This window comes from Paenibacillus sp. LC231 (genome assembly GCF_001860525.1).
Lineage (GTDB): Bacteria > Bacillota > Bacilli > Paenibacillales > Paenibacillaceae > Paenibacillus_AQ.
On record NZ_JFOM01000011.1, the window covers coordinates 136,785 to 158,837 of the forward strand.

23 protein-coding genes are annotated in these 22,053 nt (G+C 49.4%); 7 read left to right on the top strand and 16 right to left on the bottom strand.

From position 1 onward, the window contains the following. Positions 1–17 precede the first annotated feature (17 nt). Positions 18–1,466, bottom strand: coding sequence for a DHA2 family efflux MFS transporter permease subunit (locus AK95_RS07765; RefSeq protein WP_071219401.1), 1,449 nt, complete (start codon positions 1,464–1,466; stop codon positions 18–20). A gap of 167 nt (positions 1,467–1,633) precedes the next feature. Between AK95_RS07765 and AK95_RS07770 the strand changes: the two genes are divergently transcribed. From AK95_RS07770 to AK95_RS07775, 3 genes are all read left to right on the top strand, one after another. Further along, positions 1,634–2,188 carry a TetR/AcrR family transcriptional regulator gene (locus AK95_RS07770; protein ID WP_071219402.1) on the top strand — a complete coding sequence of 185 codons (555 nt, stop codon included), beginning with the start codon at positions 1,634–1,636 and terminating at the stop codon, positions 2,186–2,188. 130 nt (positions 2,189–2,318) lie between these two features. Then, positions 2,319–2,447: a hypothetical protein gene (locus AK95_RS35130; RefSeq protein WP_268801959.1), complete on the top strand. Its 129-nt coding sequence runs from the start codon at positions 2,319–2,321 to the stop codon at positions 2,445–2,447. Positions 2,448–2,492: 45 nt separating this feature from the next. Next, entirely contained in the window at positions 2,493–3,269 is a 777-nt protein-coding gene (locus AK95_RS07775; protein WP_071219403.1) for an AAC(3) family N-acetyltransferase, read from the top strand. Positions 3,270–3,279: 10 nt separating this feature from the next. Here AK95_RS07775 and AK95_RS07780 read toward each other — a convergent pair whose 3' ends face one another. From AK95_RS07780 to AK95_RS07795, 4 genes are read right to left on the bottom strand one after another with little or no spacing between them, the layout of a single operon-like run. Next, complete coding sequence (locus AK95_RS07780; protein WP_071219404.1) at positions 3,280–4,191, bottom strand: sensor histidine kinase; 912 nt, start codon at positions 4,189–4,191, stop codon at positions 3,280–3,282. A 21-nt stretch (positions 4,192–4,212) separates the two neighbouring features. Beyond that, complete coding sequence (locus AK95_RS07785) at positions 4,213–4,884, bottom strand: response regulator transcription factor (RefSeq protein WP_071219405.1); 672 nt, start codon at positions 4,882–4,884, stop codon at positions 4,213–4,215. Positions 4,885–4,894: 10 nt separating this feature from the next. Next, the gene (locus AK95_RS07790) at positions 4,895–5,674 is read right to left on the bottom strand and encodes an ABC transporter permease (RefSeq protein WP_071219406.1); all 780 of its coding nucleotides are present in this window, start codon (positions 5,672–5,674) and stop codon (positions 4,895–4,897) included. Continuing rightward, on the bottom strand, positions 5,667–6,584 hold the full coding sequence (locus AK95_RS07795) for an ATP-binding cassette domain-containing protein (protein WP_071219407.1): 918 nt from the start codon (positions 6,582–6,584) through the stop codon (positions 5,667–5,669). Before AK95_RS07795 ends, AK95_RS07790 begins: the two co-directional genes overlap by 8 nt. Positions 6,585–6,876: 292 nt before the next feature. On the opposite strand from AK95_RS07795, the gene AK95_RS07800 reads away from it, so the two are divergent. Next, positions 6,877–7,476: a uracil-DNA glycosylase gene (locus AK95_RS07800; protein WP_071219408.1), complete on the top strand. Its 600-nt coding sequence runs from the start codon at positions 6,877–6,879 to the stop codon at positions 7,474–7,476. Positions 7,477–7,518: 42 nt separating this feature from the next. Here AK95_RS07800 and AK95_RS07805 read toward each other — a convergent pair whose 3' ends face one another. From AK95_RS07805 to AK95_RS07850, 10 genes are all read right to left on the bottom strand, one after another. Next, positions 7,519–8,454: a nucleoside hydrolase gene (locus tag AK95_RS07805; protein WP_071219409.1), complete on the bottom strand. Its 936-nt coding sequence runs from the start codon at positions 8,452–8,454 to the stop codon at positions 7,519–7,521. A 24-nt stretch (positions 8,455–8,478) separates the two neighbouring features. Then, positions 8,479–9,432 (bottom strand): nucleoside hydrolase, encoded by a 954-nt coding sequence (locus AK95_RS07810; protein WP_083397561.1) that lies wholly within the window; start codon positions 9,430–9,432, stop codon positions 8,479–8,481. Positions 9,433–9,455: 23 nt separating this feature from the next. Beyond that, complete coding sequence (locus AK95_RS07815) at positions 9,456–10,262, bottom strand: energy-coupling factor ABC transporter ATP-binding protein (protein WP_071219410.1); 807 nt, start codon at positions 10,260–10,262, stop codon at positions 9,456–9,458. After that, positions 10,259–11,119, bottom strand: coding sequence for an energy-coupling factor ABC transporter ATP-binding protein (locus AK95_RS07820; protein ID WP_071219411.1), 861 nt, complete (start codon positions 11,117–11,119; stop codon positions 10,259–10,261). The genes AK95_RS07815 and AK95_RS07820 overlap by 4 nt, the downstream gene beginning before the upstream one ends. After that, on the bottom strand, positions 11,116–11,865 hold the full coding sequence (locus tag AK95_RS07825) for an energy-coupling factor transporter transmembrane component T (RefSeq protein WP_074961816.1): 750 nt from the start codon (positions 11,863–11,865) through the stop codon (positions 11,116–11,118). The genes AK95_RS07820 and AK95_RS07825 overlap by 4 nt, the downstream gene beginning before the upstream one ends. A gap of 44 nt (positions 11,866–11,909) precedes the next feature. After that, on the bottom strand, positions 11,910–12,509 hold the full coding sequence (locus tag AK95_RS07830; protein WP_015738050.1) for an ECF transporter S component: 600 nt from the start codon (positions 12,507–12,509) through the stop codon (positions 11,910–11,912). Positions 12,510–12,583: 74 nt separating this feature from the next. Continuing rightward, on the bottom strand, positions 12,584–13,294 hold the full coding sequence (gene deoD, locus AK95_RS07835) for a purine-nucleoside phosphorylase (protein WP_071219412.1): 711 nt from the start codon (positions 13,292–13,294) through the stop codon (positions 12,584–12,586). 136 nt (positions 13,295–13,430) lie between these two features. After that, positions 13,431–14,882, bottom strand: coding sequence for an AcpB/EbpR/MafR family transcriptional regulator (locus tag AK95_RS07840; protein ID WP_071219413.1), 1,452 nt, complete (start codon positions 14,880–14,882; stop codon positions 13,431–13,433). Between the two features lie 573 nt (positions 14,883–15,455). Beyond that, positions 15,456–18,089 (bottom strand): family 16 glycosylhydrolase, encoded by a 2,634-nt coding sequence (locus AK95_RS07845; RefSeq protein WP_071219414.1) that lies wholly within the window; start codon positions 18,087–18,089, stop codon positions 15,456–15,458. A gap of 174 nt (positions 18,090–18,263) precedes the next feature. Next, on the bottom strand, positions 18,264–18,650 hold the full coding sequence (locus tag AK95_RS07850) for a hypothetical protein (RefSeq protein ID WP_071219415.1): 387 nt from the start codon (positions 18,648–18,650) through the stop codon (positions 18,264–18,266). A 203-nt stretch (positions 18,651–18,853) separates the two neighbouring features. On the opposite strand from AK95_RS07850, the gene AK95_RS07855 reads away from it, so the two are divergent. From AK95_RS07855 to AK95_RS07865, 3 genes are all read left to right on the top strand, one after another. Beyond that, a complete protein-coding gene (locus AK95_RS07855; RefSeq protein ID WP_235613048.1) occupies positions 18,854–19,339 on the top strand; it encodes a MarR family winged helix-turn-helix transcriptional regulator in 486 nt (161 codons plus the stop codon). Between the two features lie 63 nt (positions 19,340–19,402). After that, on the top strand, positions 19,403–20,602 hold the full coding sequence (locus tag AK95_RS07860) for an ArsA family ATPase (protein WP_071219416.1): 1,200 nt from the start codon (positions 19,403–19,405) through the stop codon (positions 20,600–20,602). A gap of 29 nt (positions 20,603–20,631) precedes the next feature. Beyond that, positions 20,632–20,820: a hypothetical protein gene (locus tag AK95_RS07865; protein WP_071219417.1), complete on the top strand. Its 189-nt coding sequence runs from the start codon at positions 20,632–20,634 to the stop codon at positions 20,818–20,820. A 106-nt stretch (positions 20,821–20,926) separates the two neighbouring features. Here the strand turns inward: AK95_RS07865 and AK95_RS07870 are convergent, their stop codons facing one another. After that, the gene (locus AK95_RS07870; RefSeq protein ID WP_071219418.1) at positions 20,927–22,000 is read right to left on the bottom strand and encodes a hypothetical protein; all 1,074 of its coding nucleotides are present in this window, start codon (positions 21,998–22,000) and stop codon (positions 20,927–20,929) included. Positions 22,001–22,053: the final 53 nt, after the last annotated feature.

Consider the following 22,053-nt stretch of genomic DNA (forward strand, 5'->3'; position numbering starts at 1 on the left):
AGGGTCTTCCTTGCTAACTACGATTGCTTTTGTTCGATCATGGTTTTGTTTTTCATAGGCATAAATAATGTTATAACCAACGCGACAACCGAGAGAATCATCATGAAATAATAGGCGTCGCTTGCCCCTAAAATGGATGTGAGGGATTTAAGGAGCTCAGCAGTCGTTGTAGGATTGTTCTGCATCACATCAGCTGCATGGCTTGTTGCCTGCACGGTATAAATCGTAATCACGACGGCAGTACCAATGGCGCCGGCAATTTGGCGAACGGTATTATTCACTGCCGTACCGTGCGTACCGAGGTGTTTGGGCAGTGCATTGAGTCCGGCCGTATTGAGTGGCATGGTGATGAAACTTAATCCGATTCGCAAGCAAATGGTACGAATCATCAAATACATATACGTGGTTGACTCAGATAAATCTGTTACCGCCCACATGGATGGAATAATAAACAGCAAACCAATGATGAACAGCGGCCTCGCACCAAAACGGTCATATAATCTGCCGGTGACAGGCGACATCAGCGCATTGACAACCGCACCCGGCAATAAGAGCAGTCCTGCATCGAATGCTGTAAAACCACGACCATCCTGCAGATAAATAGGCAGTAAGATCATGTCCGCGTACATCATCATCGTGACAAGTACGTTAATAAGAGACGTTAATGTAAAGATTTTATTTTTGAAGACAGACAGGTTCAACAGGGGATCATCGGACTTGATTTGCCGTATACAGAATATGGCCGTTACCACGATCCCGATGCCTAAGAACAGGATGACCATGGCATCGTCCCAGCCTTTACTGCCTGCACTGCTGAAGCCGTATAAAATAAAGCCGAATCCGACGGTTGATAGAAGAACGCTTCCCACATCAAGCTTTGACTTGGCTGTTTCGGATACATTGACCAAATACTTGAATGCCAATGCGATGACTATGATGACAAGTGGAATGAGACCGATAAATAACCACCGCCAAGAGTGGTATTCGACAATAAATCCCGCGAGCGTTGGCCCAATAGCCGGAGCAAAAATCATGGCCAGTCCAAGCAGTCCCATAGCGCTGCCGCGTTTTTCAACGGGGAAGATGGCGAGCACAACACTCATCATGAGCGGCATGATAATTCCTGCACCGGCTGCTTGGATCATCCGTCCTAACAAGAGCACGACAAAGCTGGGCGCCGCCGCACAGATGATCGAACCAACTAATAGAAACGACATGGCGCTTATAAATAATTGACGCGTTGTAAAGCGTTTCATTAAATAGGCCGTAATCGGGATCAATATCCCGTTAACCAGCATAAATCCCGTTGAAATCCATTGTACGGTGGCTGCCGTGACATCAAATACATCCATTAGATTGCTTAAGGCGACATTCAACAGCGTCTGATTGAGCGTGGATAAGAAACAACCAAGGATTAAGATGGTAAGTAATATCCCTTTATTTATTTTCTTTATGTCTTCTTGCATGGCTGCTGTCCTCTCTTCATTGCTTTTTCGACACGGTGTCAATAAAATATATCTTATCAGCATTGAAGAGTGATTCCTATTTGCAATTCTGCTGAAACTGTCGACTAAACGACAGATGGTGAAGATCGGTCGATGAAGTGACAAATAAACGATAATCGAGGGATGACATGCCTGAACATAAAAGAGTGGATCCACGAGCTATTCGCTCCAAAAAGCTGCTGAAACAGGCCGTTTTTTCATTACTGGCCGACAATCAGGAAGTTTCTCAATTAACCGTCCAAAAAATTGCAAACCGTGCGGAGCTAAATCGTGCCACGTTTTATTTGCATTATGAGGATATTAACGATTTGCTGCGCCAGGTCGTGCATGAAATCTTTGACGACTTGTCCATGAAAGTCGAGCCGCTATTACAAGTGAAGAGCCGAAACGAACGGGAGCAGCTGATTGCATTTTTAAATTATTTTTATGAATACCGGAAAATTTTCGCTGTATTGGTTGAGCATACGGGCTTCAAAACCCACTTGTCGAACCTGTTGAAAAATACGATCAAACAACGCAGAGACGCAAGAAACATCAATTCCACAAGTGGGGTTGCCTCCGTTGATATTGTGGCATCATCACTTCTCGGGATTATTATGTGGTGGATTAAGGATGGTACCGAGCATAGCGCTGAATACATAGCGGATCAAATTACCCTGATGTATAAAAGAAAGTATTTGTAACCGATTAGGCGCAAAGAGGCGAAGCTGGCAACTTTAGAACCAATATTCATAGAAACATTGCAAATATTCCCACCCCTCTATATCATGGACGTATCTTTCGTAAAAAGCCTATCCAATGGAGAGTTGATCGGTGATCACCATTTACGAGGAACAGCGGCAAGGAGCTGTGGCGAACACGGTCGAACATGCTCATGCATCGCTTCAGCAATTATTAACCGATACATCCGCCGAGCTGCACTGGGAAATCATCGAAAAATAATAGTGACAGCCAGTTTTTGATATCCTGGCGTGGGGGGAGAAGAACATGCATACATGGGAAAGCTTAATGAAGCAATTAGAGCAGCTGGGCATTGACGGCAAAGGGACGCTCTTGGTCCATTCTTCCATGAAGAGTATGGGGCATGTTGAGGGTGGCGCGGACACGGTTCTCGATGCTCTCACAGCGTATATGAAGGATGGGCTGCTGGTGCTGCCCACCCACACGTGGTCTTATATCAATGGGGATAATCCAAAATTTTACGTGGATCAGTCACCTTCTTGTGTCGGGATCTTACCCGAGCTTTTCCGCAAACGGCCTGATGTGGTGCGCTCGCTGCATCCCACGCATTCCGTGGCGGCATTAGGTCAGGATGCCATAGCGTTCACAAATGACGATCATCGTTTTGATACGCCATGCGCTAGAGGTTCTGCGTGGGGGAAGCTGCTCGACCGAGGGGCGACCATCTTGTTAGTTGGGGTTGATTTAAAGCGCAACACTTTTATTCATGGAGTCGAAGAGTGGGTGGACATTCCGGGCAGGTTAACGGATGACCATGAGATGCTGTACACCGTATTACCGGATGGAACAGAAATCGCTGTACCTTCCCGCAGACATTGCGGGTTGTCGTGGTCGGAGCATTTCTGGAAGGTCGATGAGGTTCTGGAAAGTCGGGGAGCGATGCATAAGGGGCATCTTGGCGATGCCGTTGTTAGGGTCTGTGATGCCGTTAAAGTTGCGAAAATCATTACGGAAATGCTCAAGGACAATCCGGATTTGTTCTCGGATCATCATCCCTTGGACCACACCATGCACAACGTTTAGACGAGGACTTTTATCGAATGTGACTTCGATGAATGGGAAGACGGATGTTAAGAATAAACCAGCCGTCCTGCAGCGCTGCCTCCATTTTCCCGTTCATCTTCTCAACTAACTGTTTAGACAGATAAAGGCCGATCCCGCTGGATTCCGTGTTCGTTCTGCTGACGACCTCGGTATAGAAACGCGTAAACACCTTTTCGATGGCAACTTTGCTGTCGGGTTTGATATCGTTTTTAACGCTAAGTATTAGATCGTTGCCCTCATCCCGGTAACTGATCACAGCTTGACTGTTGGCATAACGAAGGATATTTTGAACGATATTTTGGATGACGCGCGTCATCAATAACGGGTCTGCAATGATATGCCGGTCATGGGTTGGTTCGGGAAATTGGAGAGCAATCTGCTTTTCCTCAAATTGTTCATAGAAGGACAAGAAGATTTCTTCAACCAAGTTGGAGAGAGAGAGCGAAGACCATGCCATTTCCTTTTGATTCATTTCAATGCGTGCCAGGTCGTAAAAGTGGTCGGTCATTTCTATCAGACGTCGTACAGAATGTTCGATAATCTTAAGATATTGCGCCTTCTTTGTCTCATCTGTGGCTGCATGGAAAAGCTGAACATAGCCGTGGAGGGATGTGAGCGGCGTCCGTAAATCATGAGAGAGCCCTGCGATGGATAGCTTCACATTCTCTTCCATCCGCTTAGCCTCACGATTTTTTTCTTCAAATGCATCGATCATCTGATTCAATTCATCGACCAGCTCCATGATGGCCTTTTGGCGAAAATCCACATATAGTCTGGAGCCATAGCTGGCGTTCGTTGGAATCTCTTGGACCGCATGTTTTAATTTCCGCAGTTCCCGCTTTAAGAAGTAAATATAGAGAAGAAACGAGAAGGCCAGGAAGACAAAGATCCATCCCCACATCCCATTCACGCTCCTTCCCCTTTAATCAAATTTGAAGCCGATGCCCCATACCGTCTTAATGTAATTCGAGTCACCTGTGTTCAGCTTATTTCGTAAATTGCTGATATGCATGTTAATCGTTTTATCGCTGCCCCAAAATGGCTCGTTCCACACACTTTCGTAGATATTGGCGCGGCTGAATACTTTTTGCGGGTGCTCTAAGAATAACAGAAGTATAGCGTACTCCCTTCCAGTAAGATGAACCGCCTGTTCATTGATTGTCACTTCACGCGTGTCTAGGTTTACGCTGATATTCTTGTAACGGATTTCATCCACAGGGCCGGCTGAAGCTTTGGCTGCATGGCGCAATTGGATGTGAATTCGTGCAAGCAGTTCCTTCACATCAAAAGGCTTCGTGATGTAATCATCGGCCCCGTGCGTCAACAGCTCCAATTTCGAATGCTGGTCATTTTTTGCGGAGATCACAATCACGGGCGTATTTGAATTTTGCCGAATGTGCTCCAGAAGTTCATCTCCATCCATCCCCGGTAACATCAAATCTAGGAGAACCAGATCAACCGGATGGTGCTCGAACAGCAACTTCCCTTCCGTTCCGGAATAGGCGCTTTGCGTTTGAAAACCATGCAGCTCCAAGGCTTCCTTGATGAGTGAATGAATGGCTGTATCGTCTTCAATGATTAATATCGCTGGCATACATATCGACCTACTTTATGTCAGTTCGTGTAAACCGAAGAATTCCTATAGCTGATGATAACACGATCGTGATGAGACTGACCAATATCATCTCAGGGAACTTGCCGATATCCGCCGGTTTGGCGAAATCGGAATAGAACAAGAAGGATAACGAAAACCAGTAGGTGAGCTGCTTGAAATGCTCGGTTTGCAGGAAGATGGAAGCGCCAAAACCAGTCGCAATCGTATAAATAAAAGTCCATATCAGCGAGATGCCGCTATTTTTGGTTAAGAAGCTAATCATCATATAGATCGATACGTTAGACAGAATTAATACGTACAGCGTGACAAACGCTTGGATCGCATAGCTGAAGTAATCGTTAATCCCGGCAACTTCGCCGAAACCAAACGCGATGGAAAAGCTGATCATGCCAAGCGCGGTCAATATGATGACACCAACGAGCGAGAGGAGCGCGGCTACCACGAATTTTGACAAATAATAATGCGTGCGGCTGCGACCTAATGACAACGCATTTCGAATCGTCCCATTCTGAAATTCTTCCCCAATCAAGAAGCTGATAAAAGCACCGATGGTGAGTAAAATGGTTAATCCATTCTTCTCCATCATCAGAATGCCTGTCGCTCCATTGATGACGGTATCCTTAGGTTGGACGAGCTCGTTGCCATAATGCACGGCCGTTAGGCTATTTGCGACCTGGAAGATCGGAAGCAAAGATAAAATACCCAGGACGATCCATAGTTTTTTGCTTCGGCGCAATTTGATTTTTTCGGCGGTTAGCAGATTAAGCATGGGGGGCACCTCCTGTTAATTGCAAGAAATAATCCTCGAGTTTTTGTCTGGTTGTACCGATTCGCAAAACGTTCACGTCTGCCAAAACCAGCGAGCGGTTGATGGCGGCAACGTCATCGAGGCGTTCGTAGATATTAATTTCGGTTCCGTTGATGACTTCATAGTCCCGGATCCCTAGATCATCCAACACCACGACGGCGGAATGGACTTCATTAGTTTCCAGTTCAATGTATTGGCGAGTTTCGTTTGCCAGTTCCTCTCGTGAAAATTCACGGATCAGTTTTCCGTCATGCAAGATCCCGTAATGCGTAGCCACCTGTGAAAGCTCATCCAGCAAATGACTGGATAGCAAGACGGTCATCCCGCGTTCGGTCACCAATCGCTGAATGATTTCGCGCATTTCAACCATTCCTGACGGATCGAGGCCGTTCGTCGGTTCGTCCAGGATCAAGAACTCGGGGTTTGTAATCAGGGTGGAGGCAATCGCCAGCCGTTGGCGCATGCCTAAGGAGAAGTTCTTGGCTCTCTTCTTGCCGGTATTCCCCAGGTTCATTAAGCGAAGCAAATCGTCAATCTCCCGCTCGCTTACGCCGCCGTTTGCCGCTTGGACTTGCAGATTCTCCCGAGCCGTTAATTCCGGATAAAGTGCCGGCGTTTCAATGGATTGCCCCATTTTTCTTCGTGCACGCTGCAATCCCTGCATCCCCGTCTGCCCGAACAATTCGATGTCGCCCTCGTCGATGGTGATGAGTCCCATGATAATGCGCATAAACGTTGATTTTCCTGCGCCATTCTCCCCGATCAAGCCGTAAATCATCCCTCGTTTAATCTCGATTGATACTTTATCAAGGGCTTTGTGTTTGCCGTATATTTTGGATATGTTAGTTGCTTTCAGAATCGTATCCGACATCCGCAATCATCCTTTCGATGTTGATAGGTATAGGATAAGCAGCAGGTATAAATATTTGGACCAGAAAAGTATAAAAAAAGTGTAAAGAATGGACTCCGGCCTTGACTGTGCCAGGGGGAATAGGTGACATAATAGGGCCATTCATCGGAAAAGGAATAAGTGAGATGGGGGAGTGTGGGAGTGTGGCTCTAACACCATACAGTTGATCGGAAATACGCGAGGGGATTTTTTACATTAGGTGGCAGGTGGGCATAATGGAACCATTGCTTGTTAACGGAAAGGAAGAAATGGCATGTCTACGGAAATGAATCATCCCTGCGTCATCTTGCCAGAAGAGCAAGCGCCCGAAGATATGCAGCATTGTGAACGCTGCGAATTGTGCAAACAGCGGAATCGCGTCATCTGGGGGGAAGGTAATCCGCAAGGCACGCTGATGATGATCCTGGATAACCCGGGAGCCAGGGAGGACCGGGAAGGAAATCCGTTCTTGTGCGGGACCCGGGAAACCCTTCAACTCGGCATGAAGGAAGCGGGCATGGATATAAACTCGGTTTACGTCACCTATTTGCTGAAGCGCCGGCCCATCCGTGCTTACGATAAGCCCGCAACCCGAGCGGCATGCCTTCCGCATTTGCAGGCGCAGCTCCTTCAGAAGCAGCCGCTCGTACTATTTGGATTTGGGAATGTCGTAGTCGAAGGATTGTTCCCCGAGAAGGAGAACGCCACCGTCAAGGAGCTGCGGGGAAGCTGGCATGAGTTCCAGGGCATCCCGATTAGCTTTACCTATCATCCGCTGGCGGTAAGAAGAAGACCCAATTTGCTAAGGTTCTTTGTCGAGGATTTGAAAGGGTTGAGAGAGAAGTGGGAGGAGAGAGCAGGGAAGGAAACATAAAGAGGAGCGAACGCACCCGGCGTTCACTCCTTATGCTGCAGCTTATTTCATCAAGGTCTCCATAAAATGCTCCTGGAACCGCTTGGCGTCGACGCCGGTGCAGACGTTGACATTCGGCTGGTCGGTACAACGCGGACGCAGATCGGCAACGGTTCTGCCATAGGAGTGGATCCCTTCCAGATCGACCTGGAGTACCATCGGCTGAACCTCGATCAGGCTCGGGTCGATCGCCACGGCTACCGCCAGTGGATCATGCAGGGCACAGCCGGTCCGGTGGCCATAGGCTTCCCGGTAGCCTCCAATATAGTAGGAAGTCATGTCGGCCAAGAAGCGGGTCAGGTCCGAATCCAGGTCTCTCCAGCGCTGAATATCCTCCAGACTGAGCTCGGTCTGCATGGTCACATCCAGTCCGACCAGCGTAATCGGAGCTCCCGATTGGAAGACGAGCTGGGCCGCCTCCGGATCGGAGTATACATTCGCTTCCGCATGCATCTGGCGGTTGCCCGCCACGCCCACGGCTCCGCCCATCACGATAATCTGACGTACCAGCGACGATATCTCCGGCGCCTGCAGAATGGCTGCGGCCAGATTGGTCAATGGGCCGACGCAGATCAGCGTTACCTGCTTCGGATACCGCCGGATCTGATCCACCATAAAGGCTGCGGCAGACGTGGAGACCGGCTTAGCTGCCGGATCGGGGAATGCCAAGTTGCCGAGTCCATTCTCGCCATGAAACTGGACGGGATACGACTTGAGCGAGGGATGGAACAAGGGGGCGGCTTCCCCCATAGCAACAGGAATCCCGGCTGCGCCAAGCCGCTCCAATACATGGAGCGTATTTCGTGTCGCATGCTCCACCGGTACGTTTCCGAAACAGGTCGTTATTCCAAGGATATCGAGTGCCGAGGATCGGACAGCGTAGGCAATCGCCAACGCGTCGTCAACGCCCGTATCCACATCCAAAACGATTCGATGCATCAATCATGCTCCTTCCTCTGACGGTTATGACAGCACTGTTCGAATATAATGCTGCAGGAATGACTCTTCACGGACCTGCATGCAGACAGAGGCATTGGTCCGTGACTGCGGACGTCTGAAGTCCACCAGCGTTGCACCGGAAGATACCCGTCCTTTTGTCTCGACATAGACGTAATAATCCTCCATCTCCACCAGGGAAGCATCCTCGACGACAGCCAGCGCCAGCGGATCATGCATCAGCCGATATCTGCCCTCGTTCAAGCGGTCGCTTGCCTCAAAGCTGAAGGTGAAAATGTGGTGCATGAAAGCTTTTAACTCTGCCTGTTCCTCCGTGAAGCCGCTCATGAGCTGTTGATAATGAGCCTCGCCGAACTTGGCCTTTCCGGTCACGTCCAGGCCCACCATCGTAATCGGAATTCCGGACTCGAATACCCGGTGTGCCGCTTCGGGATCGCCGTGGATGTTGGCTTCGGACACAGGCGTTATATTGCCCGGCACCTTGATGGCTCCTCCCATCAGCACCAGCTTGGCTTTCTGGGCGATCGACGGGTCCTTGGCGAGCGCCACCGCCAAATTGGTCAGCCTGCCGGTGAAGACCAGCGTAATGTCATGCGCCTGTTCCCGCACCTTCCGCACGATGAAATCGGATGCCCTCTCGTTCACCGGCGATTGACGCGCCTCCGGCAATTCATATCCGCCCAGGCCGTTGGCTCCATGAATGGCGGTTACGTTCTCCCGGCGAGGGCGAAACAAAGGGGCATCCGCTCCCATGGCAACGGGAATTTCGTAGCGGGGCTGCGCCAATTGCAGCACTCGGAGCGTATTCTCCGTCGCCTGCTTCACATCTACGTTGCCGAATACCGTTGTAATGCCTTCTATATGCAGCTTATTGGACTTCACGGCAAAGATGAGCGCCAGGGCATCATCCACGCCGGTATCCACATCCAAGAGTATGTGTTTCACCTGCTCCTGCTCCATATCGTTGTCACTCCCTTATTCCCTCACTTATGCTTGGCAAGCTCGTCCGCAAGCTCCGGTATTGCCAGGATGTTATGGCCGATATCCAGGGAGTGGCTGAGCCTGCTGATATGCGGCTGCTTCAGCATCGCTTGCTCCAGCACATCCAGATTCCAGAAGATGGCCCGCTTGTCGTCATCCGCAATGACCTGACGGTTCGCCATGACGATGACCCGCTGGAAGTTGTTCACGACAAATTCCATATCATGCGTGATCGTAATGATGGTTTTACCTTCCTGGTTTAATGCCTTAATCAGATGGGCGAGCCGCGCCATAGCCGGAAGATCCTGGCCTGCCGTCGGCTCATCCAGAATGATGACGCTGGAATCCATCGCAATAACGGAGGCAATCGTTACGAACTTACGCATGGAGTAGGGCAGATTGTACGGATTGTCCTTAAGAAACGGGACGACGCCTGCCAGCTCCGCCGCCTTCATGACGTTTGCTTTGACCTGTTCTTCCGATAGGCCCAGCTTGCGGGGGCCGAATTCAATCTCGCTGTACACATCGTTATGAAAAATCTGGTCGTCCGGGTTCTGGAATACATAGCCGACCTTTCTTGATATTTGGGCGGTGGTATAATCCCGTGTATTCCAGCCGTCGATGACGACATCCCCTTCGGAGGGCTTGAGCAGCCCGTTCATCATCTTGACGGTGGTCGTTTTACCCGCCCCGTTCTGACCGACAATGGCAACGGATTCGCCCTTTCGGAAGGTCATATTGACGCCGTCCACCGCTTTGTAGCCGTTTGGGTAGGCAAAGGAAACATTCGTCAACGTAAGAAAGCTCATGCGTTAACCCCCTTCTTCATCCATGTCTTCACGGCTGAGATGGCTTCTTTTTCCGTTAATGGGATGCTGCCGAGATCCATTCCCCGCTTGCGCATGTCCAGGCCGAACAGCGAATATTGGGGAAGCGCGGCTCCGAACGCTAGTGCACGCTCATCAGTAAGAATCTCCTTCGAGCTGCCTTGCATGGCCACCTCACCCTCGTTCAGCAGGATGACATCGTCGGCATATTCGGCAATCAGCTCAATTTTGTGCTCGACGAGAATAATGGTTTTCCCCTTTTTCTTCATCAGCTCGATAATCTTGAACACTTCTTCCGTTCCCTTCGGATCAAGCTGCGAGGTCGGCTCGTCAATAACGAGCACATCTGGCTCCATGACGATGATGGAAGCGAGCGCAACCCGCTGCTTCTGACCGCCGGAGAGCTCGAACGGGTTTTTGTCCCGCAAATAATCGATCTCCAGCATCTTGATGACCTGGTCCACCTTCTCCCGGATAAGTTCGGGTTCCATGCCCAGATTTTCCAGGCCAAAGGCAATCTCTTCAAAGACGTTATCCTTCACGCCGCTGATCTGTGTAAAAGGATTCTGGAACACATAGCCGATTTTTTGGGAGAGCTCGCCCATTTCCCATTCGCGGATATCCTTGCCTTCGATCAGCACCTCGCCGCGCAGATCTCCCTTATAGAAGTGAGGGATAAACCCGCGGATGACGTTGCACAGGGTCGTTTTTCCGCCTCCGTTGGCTCCGATCAGCGCATACAGCTTGCCTCTTTCGATCGTTACGTTCACGTTCTTGAGTGCATCGGACTCGCTGATCGGATATTGGTAGGATAGATTCTTGATCGTAATGATACTCATAGCGCAACTCTCCAGACGATTAAGATAGCAAGCAGTACGACCAGCAGCATTCGAACCAGCCGGTCATGCTTTGTTTTCTCCAGTTTGTAGATGCTGCTCTTTTTGACATTGGCCGAGAAGGCTCTCGACTCCAGCGTCAGTACCCGTTCCTCCGTGCTGGCCACGGATCCGAGGATGAGTGGACTAAGGGTGGGCAGGAAGGCCTTCATGCGGACAAGCAGCCTGCCTTCGGTTTCAACGCCTCGTGTTTTTTGGGCATCCATAATGACGTGGGTCAGCTTTTTCATCTCCGGAATGAGCTGTAAGGTCGACAAGATGACATAGGTTACTTTGGACGGCAGGCCGATCTGTTCCAGGGAATGGACCAAATCCTTGACCTTGGTGATGCGGAAGAACAGAATGAAGGCCGAGGCCACCGCCACGATTTTGGATGTCAGGAACAGGGCGAACTCCAGTCCTTCCCGCTTGATGGAGAAGATGCTCCAGCTCCACAGAATGTCGTTGCCAGGGTAGAAGAAGCTCTGCAGGATAAAGATGAACACAACGATCATCAGCAGTGCCTTGATCGCCAGATTGGAAAACTCCTTGAAGCTGCCGGCAAAGTAGGCCAGGACCATACAAATCGGCAGAATCGCGTAGCTGAACCCGTAGCCGGGCACGATAAATGCGGCCATACATAAAGCGATGGTAATCATAAACTTGGTTGTTGGATAAAGACGGCTTAACAGGGACCGTTCGTTATTCACAAAAACCCCTCCCTTATGAAAGCGTATCCATTATGGACTATACGTCATTTCTTTTTGATAAAAGCTGCACCGTAATTGAGCTTGGACAAGTATCTTGGGGACATCTTCATCACGATGACAAAGGCAATGACGTTGCTGATGATTTTGTCGACGCTTTCCACCAGGATTTTGGTTGAGAATACCGCTGTCCAAATCTGCTGACCGGAGGCCAGGAATGTAGCAACCACGGCATCCGAAGAGTTGCCGGTCGCCCCGCCGAACATCAGCACCTGGATCGGAGAAGCCACGATCAGAACCGTCAGTACGACAGCGAATGAAGACAAGATGACTTTCCACAGCTTCGTATACATGCCTCTCATCGAGAGCAGGCCGACCACCAGACCGACGGCCATTTGTACAGGCGTAAATGCGAACGAGACCGGGTTCGTTATGCCGACAACAAGATTGGTGCTGGCCCCCGTAATCATACCGACCCAAGGACCGGCGATCATGGCCGTCAGAATCGTTCCGATGGTGTTCAGGTATATCGGCAGCTTGAGCAGCAGAATGATTTGGGCCCCGACAAAGTTGATGGCGATCCCGATCGGGATCAACAAAATGGCCAACAACGAAAAATCATATTTAAATCCGCGTTTGATTCCCATTGATTTTTTCCCCCTAGAGCAAAGTCTGTTAAGATATCCGAACGTTTTTGTTATGCAAGCAAACCTGCGGCAGACTATTCGTCCGCTAAAATGGTATGGAGCGCGACCTCGACCATGTCGTGGAAGGACTTCTCGCTGTCTTGATGGGACGAGCGTTCATTGGTCAGCAGATGACTGCCTACCGTCAATATGGACAGGGCCCTTACGCCGTACTTAGCAGCCAGCGTGTATAGGGCGGCGCTTTCCATCTCGACCGCGAGCACGCCGAACTCCATGAATTTATGAAGACGGTCCAAAGTTTCCCTATAGAATTCATCGGAGTTATAGATGTTGCCGACAAAGACATTCACCTGCTTCTCCTGAGCCAGTTGATGCGCTTTGCTTAACATGGCGTAATCGGCGGTTGGCGCGTAATTGCAGCCATGAAATATTTTTTCCATCAGATTGCTGTCCGAGGATACGGCTTGGGCGAGTACGATGTCGCGGACCTGAAGCTCTTTTTGCATGGCGCCGCAGGTACCGATGCGGATCAGCTTTTTGACCCCGTAATCCTGAATCAGCTCCGTCGCATATATGCTCATGGTCGGGTTGCCCATTCCCGTACCTTGGACAGAAACGGGAATGCCTTTATAAAGGCCGGTGTAGCCGTACATGCCTCTCACTTCGTTGTAACAATATACCTCCTCCAAAAAGTGCTCTGCCACAAACTTTGCCCGCAGCGGATCGCCGGGCAGCAGCACGCGTTCTGCGATATCTCCCTGTTGTGCTCCCAAATGTATGCTCATCTTGCTCCTCCTGCTTACTGGCCTCCCTTTTAAGAAAGCGCTTTATTATTGATCTGCCTTCATCATAGTCAGAATCGGAGGGATAACCAAGACCAGAATGTTACGGAGCTTAACGGAAAAATGCAACCATGAGGTCTCATGGTTGCATTAATTCCTTGCGGATATTTTCTAAATCCCGTTTGGTTGGTATCGTTGAAATAATGACCACGGGCACCGTATGCAGCTCAACGGGGAACGTGCTGATCACAAAATCGATGCCGTGCTTCTGAATCATTTCATCGGTAAGCCCCTCCATAATGGAGGTGTTGATGATCAGTTCGTCACCGATTTCATTCTTGATGAGCTTGGCGACGTAATGGCGGATGGAGAATTCCCCGCCGATCAGCAGGAAAGCCTTTTTGCTGTTATAACGCAAGCTGGAGCTGATCAACAGCGTCAGCTTCGTCAGATGATAGTCGTTATACTGAATGCCCGGGTAGCGCTGGCTCCATTCCTGCATGCAGCTCTTTACGATCTGGTACATGGGGCGGCAATCCCTTTGGACATATTCCGTCAGGCTGCTTGCCGAGATGGCGATTAAATCGGGAAGCGCATTTTCCAGCCGGAGCTTCTCGAAGAAATCCCCGATTTCCCAGATGAACCGGTCGTTCATATCGATCGCAGGGAACGCGGCAAGTGCCAGCATGAGGAAATGATTGATGATTTGATATTGTTCCTCCTCGATTTGCATGAGATTTGCTTTCTCTCTCGATAATATCGCGCTGACTTTCGTTTCATCATAATAATTGTATTGGCCCAAGCTGAACATGGCCTGCAGAAACCGGATTTCGTCCAGCGGCAAATGAATGGCGTACCGCTGCTCCAGCGCTCTGGCCAATGTGGCAACAGAGTCGTGAAGCATGCGATTCTCCCAGTCATATGACCCGCTCTGAACATCCGCGTATTTGCCCTGCAGCACTCGGGTAATCATGATTGCCGCCAGAAACGACAAGCTGCGCTTGGCGTTAAGGAAATACACGATGTCATTCTCCGACTCGATTGCCGTAATGTACTCATGGATCTGGGCTTGGTCGATGTCGGCAAATGGCCAGCCGGAAAATTCATAGGCATCGTAAAACATTTTCCAGTAAAAATAACGGATACTGATTTCACTGCCTTTGACCTCTGGCATGGAATACGCAATGCGCAAATGGTATGGCTTCAATTCATGGTTGTTCAGCCGGATGATCAGCTTTTTCAGCGAGGACGAACTCATATACAGCTTGTCTGCCAGCTCTTCCAGCGAGTAACGCCCTCCCTCGGCAAAAAGCACAGCGAGCAGCTGGTAGAAGGTTCTCTGCCTGTACATGGAGGAGATGACCTCGCCAATAGCGACATTTCGTTTATCATAGTGGAGAATGACGCCTTTTCCACGCGAAATTTCAAAATGAATGGAAGGAGGAAGCTCCTGCTTGGCTTCATCGATAATTTTACGGATGGTTTTGTCCGATACGCCAATCTGCTCTTCAATCTCGGCAAGGGTGAACCAGCGATATTCGGAATCGAGCAGGGTCAGCAGCTTGTGCGTCAGTATGAATTCCTTTTCCATGTGTCTGCATTCCCCCTTACTAACGAGTCGGTTAGAGACATTCGTCTCACCTGTTGATAAACCTAAGTATGGGACGGATGTTCGTATTTATAAACAGCCGCACAAAACGTTCAGAAGGCATCCCGTTTCACGCGGCTTACAGGTCAATGTGCTTTTTCTATTTGGAGGATAGCTATGCCTCGGGACAAGTATCCTTATAAGTAATCGTAATAGGCTTTGGGATTTTAATCAATCGGTATATCAGAAACTTAACGCATGTTGGCGTAAAACGCTTGATGACCTAATGATCAGCGAAATGTTGGTCGCACAGCCTATAGCAAGATACGCCATGAAAGTCTTGCATTCCAGACAGGTGAGTGAAGAGGCGAGTGTACATTCGTAATATTGAGCTATTTGCAAAAAAATATGATGACAAGTGAATCAGCTAACCAAACATAGCTGATCAACTGAAGAAAGGCCGTCGATGATGTCGACGGCCTTCTGTTTGCCCTGATTTCATTGACATTGCGCGATTGCAACCCGGAGCAGGCACCGGTTTACCTGCAGCGCCATGTCTGTCAAAGCTTCCCCGGTTTACTCCGGTGTTCCTTGCGTTACCCCATGAACATACGTCAGCCAAGGCGTGTCCAGTGCTCCTTGCCCCGGGTTATAGGTAAAGAAGTACTCGACGGTATCTCCATGCTTCAGGTTGTTGACAGGGTAGGTATAGTTGCCGTTCCCCGTTGGTGCCATGGCTACGTTTAATTGCCCGCTATTATTGATCTTATAATGTAAATCGGCAAAGGTCGCGCCATTGACATAGAACAGCAGGTCATCGCCGATCTTCTTCACGCCCTTCGCCTCATCACCGATGACGATCACGGTGGATGGTGCCGGTACAACGGTAATCGTGGCGCTGGCTGTTTTATTGCCGTCAGCGGTTGTCGCCGTGACGTTTGTCGTGCCCGGAGCGAGCCCGGTCACGAGACCGTTTGCACTCACGGATGCGATGCCGCTGCTCGCAACCGACCACATGACCTGCTTATTCGTTGCATTGGACGGCGCCACGCTGGCGTTTAGTTGAACACTCTGCCCGACTTCCACCTGTGCCGTGGTCGGATTCACCGTTACGCCGGTAACAGACACGTTTCCTGGATTCTGGCCACCGCCTTGCCCTTCTTTATAAACACGGACATAGTCCACCTGCATCGTGGCAGGGATATCGGACGGATCCGGGGTCCGGCCGCCGTCAAAGGTACCGCCGATCGCCAGGTTCATAATGAGGTAGAACGGCTGATCGAATGGGGCGTTCGGATTGTTCGGCGCGGCAGCGGAATACCATTGATCGCGGGTTACCTTAAAGAAGAACTTGCCATCCACATACCATTTTATATTGTCCTCTTCCCAGACGACCGAATAGACATGATAGTCATTGGCAAAGGTTTGTCCTTCAGGGAAGTGATACTCACCGGAAAGATGCCGGTTCGTCGGCCATTGTCCCCCAAAGTGTACGGCGCCGCTCGTCGCACCTGGCAATCGTCCTCTTGCTTCCATCACATCGATTTCGCCGGAGGCTGCCCACGTCCCATACACATGATCCTGCGGAAGCATCCAGAGCGCTGGCCAGATGCCGTTGCCGGTAGGCAGCTTGGCACGGAAATCCACTCGGCCGTATGTGAGGGAGAAATGATCTTTGGTATTAATTTTGCCAGAGGAGTATTGTGCATACCGACTAGGATCCTGCGGGAAGGATTTTGGCTCATTCAAGGCCTTGATATTAAGCTTTCCGTCCTGTACAAAAACATTTTGCGCACTATTGGTATAGTGCTGCAGCTCCGAGTTGCCCCAACCCCAGGTATTGGGATCGTCATTGAGATAATAACCTGTCTCATAATTCCATTTGCTGTTATCGAGCGTCGTCCCGTTAAACTCATCCTGCCAGATGAGATTCATGCCCTCGATGGCAGAGTCGCTTGGCGTTCCGATCGGAATATCCTCCTGGTCGGTTACATCCGGGCGCGGAGCATCCGGGTTGCCAATCAAGGTATAGTTGACAAAATTGCTGCCCACACTTCCACCTGCCTGCCCATTTAGCGGATAGCCGATACGGATCTGCATATCCTCCTGGATCGGCTGGAACCATAGACCATAGATATGGTCGGCCCAATATCCCCACTGGTTGGCATCGGACATGTTATTGTAGCCATTAGCGGCATATACAAATCCGCTCTGGCTTGAATTGTCCAGATCCACCCATTGCCCGTTGATGTTAATCTGGTATACGAAATTGCCAAGTTCTGTGCCGATTGGAGCGCCCCCATCAATCTTAGGCAGCGGGATGCCGATAGCGCCGCTTGCATCAGCTGTAAAGGTCGTTCCTTCATAAGGCGTAAGGACATAAGAGTTTCTTACCGGCTCATTAAAGGTGATAGTATACACGATGTTAGCTGAAGAGGTTTTCGATTCTAATTTGACGTTAATTGATTCCGTGACGTTAAACCAATAGCCGCCGCCTCCATCGGTAAATTGACCAAAGTTCTGATCATAGATCCAGCCGCTGGCTGCATTGTTGTCGATATCGATCCATTGGCTGCTGTTGACAGGCTTCACGTACACTTTCAAATCATCCGCTACGGCCGCATAGGTAATGGCCGGGTCATTGTTGAATATCGGATAGGTAAAGCCGGCACCGCCCGTAAAACCTGCCGTAATTTGCGGTCCTTGCGTCGGGGTCATCGCCGTGATGGTTGTTTTGTTGATGTTTTCAAAAACGAGTGAATATTCAAGCGTGACCCCATTGGCTTTGGAGTACAGCTGAATCTCCGTTGTGGCGGAGAGCGTGAACCAATAGCCGGTAAAGCCGCCATCGTTCCAGTGGCCCCAGTTCTGGTTATAGACAAAGCTGCCGACACTGTCGATATCGACCCAGCTGCCATTTACTTTCAAATTTACTCCCAGGTCCTGGGCAACATCATTCCAGGTGGCAGAGCCTTCGTTGAATATCGGCATGACAAAACCGTAGCTGGCCTGCCCGACTCCTGATTTTGTGATGACAGGTCCGTCCGCAGCTGAAAAATAAGACATCGAGGTGATGGTGGTTCCAGCAGCGTCAGCTGCCTGAACCTTCGAAGCCGGCGATAAGCCGATGCCAGCCAGCATCATGACCGCCAAGAACAGACTCACTACCTTTTGCCTATACCGCCTTTCCGAAATTTGAGATCGCTTCATAAATACCCTCCCTTAAAAAAATATGGATTCTCCCAGACTATGCGCGTAATGGAAAACGCTTACATCGAAGGAATATCTTTATTCTATCGAATTTCATAATCAGAAGGATAGGTACCATTTTTTTGATTGGGCCCCATAATTTCGGGTTTACATAATACTGCTATATACTAGAGCCTATGGCAGCGTTAGTCCCAAGACGGTCAGAATGAGTGCAACGGTCATCAAGATCCAGCTGGGATGAAGGCGACGCATTACCCAAAATGAGATGATTGCACCGTACAGAAAAGAACTGCCAGCTAGCAGACCCGTCACGAGCCTTGCCTCCTGCCCGAACCAGATCGCGGCTGCAATCAAAAAGAGCCCGCTGAGTAACCAGTTGAATGTGCTGAAATGTAAAAGCAGCGTCCCAAGCCTTCGCAGCGGCACAGATATTCGCCCATCCGCTTCAAAAACCGTCTCCATCGGCTTCATGATCACTCGTTTCATGAGAATGCCGTGTGCCACTGCCGTGCCGCCGCCGATGACACCGGCCGTTGCCAAAACCATACTACTCCAATCCATATCCATGCACCTCCAGCAACATATTAATACGATTTCGTAGTAATGACTGGAAATCAATGTAACACTGAGAATGAAGTGCTGTCAATCGCAGGTTTTACCTGCTAATAAAAACATCGTATAAAAATTCGGCAGGTGATTGATATTATTACGAAATCGTATTAAAATAGGCGCAGACGTAATATTACGAAATCGTACGAAAAGGAGTGACCGGTATCCAACACCTATATGACCTTTTCCTCAAGACCGGTCTGCGTCCGTTTGCTTTTATGACCGATACGCTTCAGCTTGAACAAAAAGTGACTCGCTCCGATATGTCAACGCTGCTTATTTTGCTCCTCCGCGGAGATTTGACGATGTCGCAGCTGGCCTCCGAGATGGGAGCGCCTTTAAGTTCGATGACAAGCATAGCTAAACGGCTTGAACGTAAAGGCTTGATTGCACGGGCTACGTCTGCACAAGATCAACGGGTTAAGCTCGTCACGCTGACGCAGGAAGGTCTGCAGCTGGCAAAGGAATGGGAGCAAATCATGATGGCGATGCTGAGCAGATTGGAGACGGCATTTACGCCTGAGGAAATGGAGCAATTCACGACACTACTGTTCAAGGCAGCCAGAGTCTTCCAGGATGGGGGACCTGTAACGCTTCAAGAAAAGAAACGTTACTCTGTAAAGATTCAGATTGAGGAATAACCGGTTCAAGCCGGATTCCTCCGGCTATTTACTACGAAATCGTATTAAAAGGAGCGGATAGATATGAGGATCATCATCTACACAGGCAAAGGTGGCGTCGGCAAGACGAGTATTGCGGCGGCGACGGCAGTGAAAATGGCCAAACAAGGCAAACGGACCCTTATTCTCAGCACAGATGCGGCACATAGCTTAGCAGATTCGCTGGCGGTACCGATCGGACCGGATCCCGTTCAAATCAGCGACAACTTGTGGGGGCAGGAAGTGAACGCGATCCGCGAGACGGAGCGGAATTGGGGAACCGTCCAGGGCTGGATCACGAAATTACTCGACAAAGCGCAGCTTAAAGATGTCACTACAGAAGAAATGCTCGTGTTCCCAGGCATGGAGGAGCTTTTCAGTTTGCTGAAAATCAAGGAACACGCTGAAAGCGGGCATTATGACGTACTGGTGGTCGATTGCGCCCCGACCGGAGAGACGCTGCGGCTGCTAAGCTATCCAAACGTATTGAATTGGTGGCTGGAGAAGATATTCCCGACCGAACGCAAATTGATCAAGATCGTGCGGCCCGTGGCCAAAATTGTAAAGGATATCGATCTTCCTTCGGATGACGTGCTGGACAGCATCGAGCGGTTAGCACGCGGCTTGGAGGAAATGCAGCGGCTCGTTCTGGATCCGGAGATCACGTCGGTCAGGATCGTGCTGAATCCGGAGAAGATGGTGCTTGCCGAAGCGAAGCGCTCCTTTACCTATTTGAATCTGTTCGGGTTTAATACAGATGCCATTATCGTTAATCGGGTGCTGCCGGATGAGGCAGGGAAAGGATTCTTCGCGCATTGGCGGGACATTCAAAAGAAATACGAAGAAGAAATCGTATTGAACTTTCAGCCGCTTCCGATTCTGAAGGCGCCTATGATGCAAAAGGAAGTTATCGGACTCCCTATTCTTGCAGAATTAGCGGATATCGTTTATGGAGAGCAGGTTCCTTCTGCCATGTTGTACCGTGGTAGAACGGAGACGATCCGGGAGGAGGATGGAGACATGCTGCTGGAGCTTTCCATTCCCTTTGTCGAGAAGGCGGATCTTGATTTAACGCAGACAGGGGACGAATTGACGGTAGATGCAGGCGCCTACAAACGCAAGGTCATCCTGCCAAGAACGCTGATGGGCCGCGAAGTTATAGGCGCAAGGTATGCGAAGGACCGGCTTATCATCCGTTTCGGCAAACGGGAATTGACTGCACAAGGAAAGGTTGAAGATCAATGAGAAGCGCAGAGCTTAGAAGGGAACGAGTGATGGAAAATCTGCTTCGAGTGGAGCGTTTGTTGGAAAGTCTTGAGCGACATCAAACCAAGGAGCATGTAAAAAACGCGGTCAAGGAATGGCTGCTTGCTTCGCGATCCGTGATCGACAGTGTCATCGACACGATCGAGGAGGAAAAAGCCCCCCCTGTAGCCCGCAAAATTAATATTTCAAAAGAGTAGCAACGATTGGATGAGGTGAAGCTGCTTCAAGTATGATCGGGCGATGGCGCTCCGATAGTCGTGCATAGCAAATGGGCCATTCCTTGTGGAATGGCCGTGCATCGGCTTACAGATAAATCCTCCGGGCCTCCTCATTGAAAAATTTGATCACGTTCGGATACTTGGTTATATCGATCCGGTTCTGCCTCATCATCTTCTGAATAAAGATGGCATCGGTAAAGATGTTATTGATAATCGCTTCGCACCATACCGGAGTATCTTTAAAGTAATCAACCAAATCATCAATTTCATCAAACTTAAAATAAAGGATATAACAAACGTAATTCTGAAGCAGCATACGGAAGCAATGATCGCGATAGGGGTTTGAGCGATTGTCCGAGAGAAAGTCCCTCATCATACCGAATAACGTTGTTTTATTCTCGACGTTCATATGAATCATATCATCAACGTTATTGATCAGCTGTAATAGTGCGTCTAAACCTTCTTCCAAAGGCATGGTTAGCTTTGGCGATTTACCCTCCATGGACCTTAACAGCTCCAGTGTAAGATTCTTGCAGGCATGAATTTCATGCGGAGCGATGAACAATTGATCTCTATGCTTGTCGAGAATCTCGCTATAGTAATCGTGATATACAATAAAATATTGCTCCATACGGATATTGGTTTTCGTATGAACCAAATCTTGCCCGATGAATGAAAAGGCGTAGAGCGTCTCCTCGTTGACCGGGTGAGCATATAGGTAGAAAAAGAAAAAGAAGTCCCTTAATTGCTGCCTTTGTTCCTCATTTAATCCTCTGGTCTCCCCCAATTGAGCTAACTGAAAGAAACAATAGTTCTTCATGAAATCATTCATGGCATTGATCGGATTGCTCCTTACGATGGACGTTGTCTTGTTGATCGTAAATAACAGATAAAAGAGTACCAGTTCATCATAGACGTCCAAATGGTTGAAAAAAGCCGAGAGCACAGGCTTCCAGTCCGGGTTCGCAACATAATGGGGATCTCGGGGCTGCAATTCGTACGCCCACTCAACAAAGGCCACATCTTTACGTTCGATAAAGAATAATGCTGCGCCATCTTCCTCAAGAATTCCATATTCAAAGTCGTCCAATGGAACGGACGGTAATCCTCTATTGAATTTTTGATTCAGATATTCATGATATAGTAATTGAAGATTCATCCTTCATAGCCTCGGTTTCATTTATGATTTAGTTCCATATACATATTCAACAT

Excerpts from the sequence above, each read along its gene's own strand:
- AK95_RS07780 (WP_071219404.1), bottom strand. The coding sequence starts at position 4,191 with ATGTGGGGATGGATCTTTGTCTTCCTGGCCTTCTCGTTTCTTCTCTAT.
- AK95_RS07800 (WP_071219408.1), top strand. The coding sequence starts at position 6,877 with ATGTCTACGGAAATGAATCATCCCTGCGTCATCTTGCCAGAAGAGCAA.
- AK95_RS07775 (WP_071219403.1), top strand. The coding sequence starts at position 2,493 with ATGCATACATGGGAAAGCTTAATGAAGCAATTAGAGCAGCTGGGCATT.
- AK95_RS07795 (WP_071219407.1), bottom strand. The coding sequence starts at position 6,584 with ATGTCGGATACGATTCTGAAAGCAACTAACATATCCAAAATATACGGC.
- AK95_RS07860 (WP_071219416.1), top strand. The coding sequence starts at position 19,403 with ATGAGGATCATCATCTACACAGGCAAAGGTGGCGTCGGCAAGACGAGT.
- AK95_RS07820 (WP_071219411.1), bottom strand. The coding sequence starts at position 11,119 with ATGAGTATCATTACGATCAAGAATCTATCCTACCAATATCCGATCAGC.
- AK95_RS07840 (WP_071219413.1), bottom strand. The coding sequence starts at position 14,882 with ATGGAAAAGGAATTCATACTGACGCACAAGCTGCTGACCCTGCTCGAT.
- AK95_RS07790 (WP_071219406.1), bottom strand. The coding sequence starts at position 5,674 with ATGCTTAATCTGCTAACCGCCGAAAAAATCAAATTGCGCCGAAGCAAA.
- AK95_RS07810 (WP_083397561.1), bottom strand. The coding sequence starts at position 9,432 with ATGGAGCAGGAGCAGGTGAAACACATACTCTTGGATGTGGATACCGGC.
- AK95_RS07850 (WP_071219415.1), bottom strand. The coding sequence starts at position 18,650 with ATGGATTGGAGTAGTATGGTTTTGGCAACGGCCGGTGTCATCGGCGGC.
- deoD (WP_071219412.1), bottom strand. The coding sequence starts at position 13,294 with ATGAGCATACATTTGGGAGCACAACAGGGAGATATCGCAGAACGCGTG.
- AK95_RS07815 (WP_071219410.1), bottom strand. The coding sequence starts at position 10,262 with ATGAGCTTTCTTACGTTGACGAATGTTTCCTTTGCCTACCCAAACGGC.
- AK95_RS07830 (WP_015738050.1), bottom strand. The coding sequence starts at position 12,509 with ATGGGAATCAAACGCGGATTTAAATATGATTTTTCGTTGTTGGCCATT.
- AK95_RS07765 (WP_071219401.1), bottom strand. The coding sequence starts at position 1,466 with ATGCAAGAAGACATAAAGAAAATAAATAAAGGGATATTACTTACCATC.
- AK95_RS07845 (WP_071219414.1), bottom strand. The coding sequence starts at position 18,089 with ATGAAGCGATCTCAAATTTCGGAAAGGCGGTATAGGCAAAAGGTAGTG.
- AK95_RS07870 (WP_071219418.1), bottom strand. The coding sequence starts at position 22,000 with ATGAATCTTCAATTACTATATCATGAATATCTGAATCAAAAATTCAAT.
- AK95_RS07865 (WP_071219417.1), top strand. The coding sequence starts at position 20,632 with ATGGAAAATCTGCTTCGAGTGGAGCGTTTGTTGGAAAGTCTTGAGCGA.
- AK95_RS07770 (WP_071219402.1), top strand. The coding sequence starts at position 1,634 with ATGCCTGAACATAAAAGAGTGGATCCACGAGCTATTCGCTCCAAAAAG.
- AK95_RS07785 (WP_071219405.1), bottom strand. The coding sequence starts at position 4,884 with ATGCCAGCGATATTAATCATTGAAGACGATACAGCCATTCATTCACTC.
- AK95_RS07805 (WP_071219409.1), bottom strand. The coding sequence starts at position 8,454 with ATGCATCGAATCGTTTTGGATGTGGATACGGGCGTTGACGACGCGTTG.